This is a genomic window from Bacillus cereus group sp. N21 (assembly GCF_016483395.1).
GTDB lineage: Bacteria > Bacillota > Bacilli > Bacillales > Bacillaceae_G > Bacillus_A > Bacillus_A pseudomycoides.
Genome location: NZ_JAEHBX010000205.1, coordinates 1 through 917, shown reverse-complemented (window position 1 = coordinate 917; position 917 = coordinate 1). Strand labels below are relative to the sequence as shown.

The following is a 917-nucleotide window of genomic DNA, read 5'->3' as shown; positions in this document are numbered from 1 at the left end:
ATTACATGAATTATTAATAGTTTCATAAAACTGGTCCGCAATATTCCCCATCTCTTTATGTCTTCGGAAACTTTGCACCAGAACCCTTTTCTTTTACCTTTTAGTTATGTTTTGCAATTAAGGAAGCGGTATAAGTATATAAACCGCTGTACAGCATATAGGAACAGTAGACTTTTGTTTGTAGAAGAAACACTCTAACTATAAGTTTTAAACGATAAATATAGAAGGGGGAAGTTTTTATGACGCGTTGCACAAATTGCAAAAGAAGATGGAATGCTTTGCAGGTATGGTCATTGTTCTTTAAAAGAGAAGGGAAAGACTGCCCGTATTGTCTTCAAACTCAATATCTGTCAGCTGATACATTAAGACAATTTTCAGGAACGAGATTACTCAACGTAGATCCATTATTCCTGTGGATTTTTCCTGTTTTCGCTACATTGAGTGAAAAAGATGAAACATACAACGTTCTTTTTAAGGATAAATCAAATGAAAAATAATAAAAACTAATTCCTTAACGTACAGGGAACCGGCTAAAATGTGTCTAAACGTACAATTTTCTTTTTTTGATATGGTGACCCCATGCCCATCAACTTAAGAGAGAAAACAAGATGAACTTTCGTTCATATAAACGAAAAAACTCTTAAAATATTTGGTATCTTTAAAAATGAGTACACCAAATAAACCTAGATAGGTACCGTTTTTAAAAATTATGCAGCTTTCTTTTGCTTTCTCAATCCATTATACTCATAGACAACACCCAAAATATCAAAGACTGTTTTCTTCTCATATCGATGAGATTTCCGTCCATTCTTCTGTAGGAAGTTGAACAGGCGGACTAGGATCTTTGTTATTTCTTACGATTAGTCAACCTATATTTTTAGATTTTTGATGAACTGGATATCACAAAATGTAGGTAT

1 protein-coding gene and 1 pseudogene are annotated in these 917 nt (G+C 33.0%); one reads left to right on the top strand and one right to left on the bottom strand.

Features of this window, described 5'->3' with window-relative positions; translation table 11 throughout:
- The first annotated feature begins 239 nt into the window (after positions 1 to 239).
- Positions 240 to 497 (top strand): hypothetical protein, encoded by a 258-nt coding sequence (locus JDS96_RS30495; protein ID WP_098807089.1) that lies wholly within the window; start codon positions 240 to 242, stop codon positions 495 to 497.
- Between the two features lie 210 nt (positions 498 to 707).
- Here JDS96_RS30495 and JDS96_RS30490 read toward each other — a convergent pair.
- Positions 708 to 854 (bottom strand): annotated as a pseudogene (locus JDS96_RS30490) (IS4 family transposase); the annotation flags it as partial.
- Positions 855 to 917: the final 63 nt, after the last annotated feature.

Excerpts from the sequence above, each read along its gene's own strand:
- JDS96_RS30495 (WP_098807089.1), top strand. The coding sequence starts at position 240 with ATGACGCGTTGCACAAATTGCAAAAGAAGATGGAATGCTTTGCAGGTA.